The organism is Desulfuromonadales bacterium, assembly GCA_035620395.1.
In the GTDB taxonomy this organism is placed as follows: domain Bacteria; phylum Desulfobacterota; class Desulfuromonadia; order Desulfuromonadales; family DASPGW01; genus DASPGW01.
The window spans coordinates 1-3,867 of the sequence record DASPGW010000172.1 but is presented as its reverse complement, the minus strand read 5'-3'; the positions used below and the strand labels follow the sequence as shown (position 1 = coordinate 3,867).

The 3,867-nt window shown below is 59.8% G+C and carries 6 protein-coding genes; 3 read left to right on the top strand and 3 right to left on the bottom strand.

Features of this window, described 5'->3' with window-relative positions; all coding sequences use genetic code 11:
* The 3 genes from VD811_09155 to rimI form a co-directional block, all read right to left on the bottom strand.
* Nucleotides 1-869 (bottom strand): dihydroorotate dehydrogenase (locus tag VD811_09155; protein HXV21135.1); only part of this gene is annotated, 869 nt, incomplete at its 3' end.
* The gene (locus VD811_09150; GenBank protein ID HXV21134.1) at nucleotides 866-1,723 is read right to left on the bottom strand and encodes a dihydroorotate dehydrogenase electron transfer subunit; all 858 of its coding nucleotides are present in this window, start codon (nucleotides 1,721-1,723) and stop codon (nucleotides 866-868) included. The genes VD811_09150 and VD811_09155, both read right to left, overlap by 4 nt.
* A gap of 45 nt (nucleotides 1,724-1,768) precedes the next feature.
* Nucleotides 1,769-2,179, bottom strand: coding sequence for a ribosomal protein S18-alanine N-acetyltransferase (gene rimI, locus VD811_09145; GenBank protein ID HXV21133.1), 411 nt, complete (start codon nucleotides 2,177-2,179; stop codon nucleotides 1,769-1,771).
* Between rimI and VD811_09140 the strand changes: the two genes are divergently transcribed.
* The 3 genes from VD811_09140 to VD811_09130 all read left to right on the top strand — a co-directional run.
* Entirely contained in the window at nucleotides 2,129-2,485 is a 357-nt protein-coding gene (locus VD811_09140) for a hypothetical protein (GenBank protein HXV21132.1), read from the top strand. The genes rimI and VD811_09140 overlap by 51 nt on opposite strands.
* Nucleotides 2,486-2,490: 5 nt before the next feature.
* Nucleotides 2,491-3,540, top strand: a complete 1,050-nt coding sequence (gene purM, locus VD811_09135; GenBank protein HXV21131.1) for a phosphoribosylformylglycinamidine cyclo-ligase — start codon at nucleotides 2,491-2,493, stop codon at nucleotides 3,538-3,540.
* A gap of 46 nt (nucleotides 3,541-3,586) precedes the next feature.
* On the top strand, nucleotides 3,587-3,867 hold a 281-nt coding region (locus tag VD811_09130), incomplete at its 3' end, for a formyltransferase family protein (GenBank protein HXV21130.1).

Genomic DNA, 3,867 nt, shown 5'->3' with positions numbered 1-3,867 from the left:
GTCTGCATCGCCGACGGGTCGACAAAGTTGGCGGTTCCGACCTGTACCGCCGTGGCACCGACGATGAGGAATTCCAGGGCGTCCTCCGCGCGGGCGATGCCGCCGATGCCGATGACCGGGATCTGGACCGCCTGCACCACCTGATGGACCAGACGCACCGCAATCGGCCGGATTGCCGGACCGGAAAGCCCGCCGGTACGGTTGGCCAGGCGGGGGCGGCGCGTCCGGACGTCGACCGCCATGCCGGTCAGGGTATTGATGCAGCTGATGGCGTCGGCCCCAGCCTCGGCAACCGCTCTGGCCACCACCGTGATATCGGTGACATTGGGGGTGAGCTTGACGATCAGCGGTTTGTCGAGATTTCTTCGCACCAGGGTGACCACTTCGGCCGCGGCCTTCGGATCGGTACCAAAGACGATCCCTCCCTGCTTGACGTTGGGACAGGAGATGTTCAGTTCGACCCCGGCCACCTCCGGGATGTCGGAGAGGCGCCTGGCAACCTCGCCATACTCCTCCAGGGTATTGCCGAAGAAATTGACAATGGTCGGGGTATTGATCTCGCGGAGGAAGGGGAGCTTGTACTTGATGAAGTCATCCACCCCGACGTTCTGCAAACCTATGGCGTTGAGCATCCCGCTGGTCGTCTCGGCAATGCGCGGCGTAGGATTGCCGGCTTTCGGCCGGAGCGAGAGCCCCTTGGTGACGATCGCGCCGAGATTGTTCAGGTCAAGGAAGGGAGCGTACTCCTCGCCATAGCCGAAAGTCCCCGAAGCGGGCATGACCGGATTCTTCAGCTTGATGCCGGCGATCTCCACGGCCAGGTTCGGCCGGAGGCCACGATTATCAGTTGCCTGCTGACAGTCCGTCATATCTTGCACCCCTCGCAATATCCGGTTTCCTCTCCCAGCCTGCTCCAGTCAAGCTGTTCGGACCGAAATACCGGCCCCTCCTTGCAGCTGCAGAGATAGCGGGGGTTCTGCTCGCTGTGACCCGCTCCCTTGACCACACACCCCAGGCAGGCACCGACGCCGCAGGCCATCAGCGCCTCGAGGGAGATCTGCAGGGGCACGCTGCGGGCAGCGCAGATCAACTGCACCGCCTCGAGCATCGGCATAGGCCCACAGGCATAGACGGAGGCGTGCGGATATTTGTCGAGCTTGCGAATCAGAACCTGGGTGACCAGGCCCTCCTCGCCGAGGCTGCCATCATCGGTGGAGACATAGGTCTCGACGCCGAGACGCTCGAACTCGGTGACGGCAAGGATATCGTCCCGAGTGCGGCCGCCCATCAGCAGACGGACGCTGCCGGTCTTCACCAGTTCGCTGGCCAGCATGAAGAGAGGAACGAGCCCGATCCCGCCACCGACCAGGATTTTTTCTTCGGCCGGATTGCCGGGATCGAACCCTTTGCCGAGGGGGGCCAGCACCTCGACCCGGTCCCCCGCGTGCAGTTCGCTCATGATGCCGGTCCCCTGCCCGACGACCTTGTAGAGGATCTCCAGATACTCCCTTGGCGGCAACCCGTCACAATCGGGTGCAAGGAAGCCGGTCCGGAAAATACCGAAAGGGCGCCGCAACATGGATGGCATGGACAACTGCACCCGAAACATGATGAACTGTCCCGGCCGTGCCGTCGCCCCGATGCCCGGCGCCAGAATCCGCATCCGGTAATACCCGGGCGAGATTTCCTGGTTGGACAGGACCATGGTCTTGTAGTTTTTCATACGTCTTTCTCTCTCTCCTTGAAATCAACTGATGAACGACGTCGGTCATTCTCGCCGTTGCATCAGCAAGGCGTCCTCACCGTCGGCATAGTAACGGGAGCGCCTGCCAACGACGGAAAAGCCAAACCTGTGATAGAGATCGATTGCTCCGGTATTGCCAATACGAACCTCCAGAAAAGCCGATTCGATCCCCTGACGGCGGGCACGTACGAAGACATGCCGCATCAAGGCGGCCGCGACGCCGCGGCGGCGAAAAGCCGGGGCAGTGGCGACATCGAGAATTTCCAGTTCACCACCTACCACCCAGGAGCAGAGGAACCCAGCCAGCGATTCGCCGAACCAGAACAGGTCGATCGTGGAAATCGGGTTCGCCAACTCCCGCTGAAAAAGCTCCGGAGACCATGGATGTTCATGGCACAGCCTCTCGACGGCGACGACCTGCTCCAGGTCGCTCATCGTCATGGGCCGGATGTGCGCTTCCGCCAACAACGCGTCGGAATCAGAACGAATAACGGGTTCCATCGTGGCACTCGGAAGAACATCGATCAGCGCCGCAAGATACCGACAGCACGACAGTTTGAAAATCCGCTGGAAAAATATGAAAAAGGGGAGCTTGCCAGCCATCCAGAAGTGGTTTATCTTATTTCACGCCCCTGCATCTGTAAAGAGCTAATTGTCGGTAATGGCAGGGAAAGGGACTTTGCCGTTGACAAGCGAGAGGCTGTTGTTTTAAATAGCAATCCATTTTCCAACGAGGAGTAAAAGGATTGGGCCAAAACAATAAAGTCACCTATAAGGATGCCGGTGTCGACATCGATGCCGGCAATCGTTTTGTCCAGATGATCAAGCCCCTGGTCAAAGCCACCACCCGTCCGGAGGTCCTGACCGATATCGGCGGTTTCGGCGGACTTTTTTCTCTAAATGCCGGCAAGTACGAAAAACCGACCCTGGTCGCTTCTACCGATGGCGTCGGCACCAAGCTCAAGGTCGCCTTTCTTGCCGACAAGCACGACACGGTAGGCATCGACCTGGTTGCGATGTGTGTCAACGACATCGTCGTCCAAGGTGCCGAACCCCTCTTCTTTCTTGACTATCTGGCCACCGGCAAGCTCGCACCGGAAAAGGCTGTCGAGATCGTACGGGGGATCTCCGAGGGTTGTGTTCAGGCCGGCTGCGCACTGATCGGGGGCGAGACGGCGGAAATGCCCGGCATGTACGCGGATGGCGAATACGATCTGGCTGGCTTCACGGTCGGCGTGGTAGACAACAGCAAGATTATCGACGGCTCCTCCGTCACGGTCGGCGACCGCTTGATCGGCATCGGTTCCTGCGGTCTGCACTCCAACGGCTACTCCCTGGCCCGCAAAGTCTTCTTCGACCGGATGGGCCTCTCCGTTGACTCCGCCGTCGACGGATTGGAGCGCACACTCGGCGAGGAACTGCTCATCCCGACCAGGATCTATGTCAAGACCATTCTCAACGTGCTGCGCGATTTCCAGATCAAAGGAATGGCGCACATCACCGGCGGCGGCCTGGTTGAAAATGTTCCGCGCGTGCTGCCCAAGCACTGCCGAGCCATGATTGAGAAAAACAGCTGGAAGAAACCGGCCATTTTCGAAATTCTGCGCGAGGCAGGCAACATCGACGAAATCGAGATGTACCGGACATTCAACTACGGCATCGGCATGGTCCTTATCGTCTCCGAACAGGAGGCCGACGATGTCATGGTGCGATTGAGCGGACTCAAGGAGACCGCGTTCCTGATCGGCGAAATCGCCAAGTGCGCCGATGAGGAAGAAGGCGTATTGCTGGTTTGATTAATAACCTGAGGGACAGAATGCTTCCAGCGTCCCAGGAGAATACGTGATCCGCAAACTCCGTATCGGCGCCCTCGCTTCCGGCAGCGGGAGCAACCTGCAGTCGATCATCGACTGCTGCCATAACGGCTCCCTTGCCGCCGAGGTCGTGCTGGTCCTGTCCAACAACCCCGAGGCGGGAGCCCTGTCCCGGGCCGAACAAGCGGGTATTCCCAACCTCTGCGTCGATCACCGCCTCTATGGCAGCCGCGAGGAATACGATCGCGCTGTGGTGGCCGCGTTACGGGACGCCGGTGTTGATCTGGTCGTGCTGGCAGGGTTTATGCG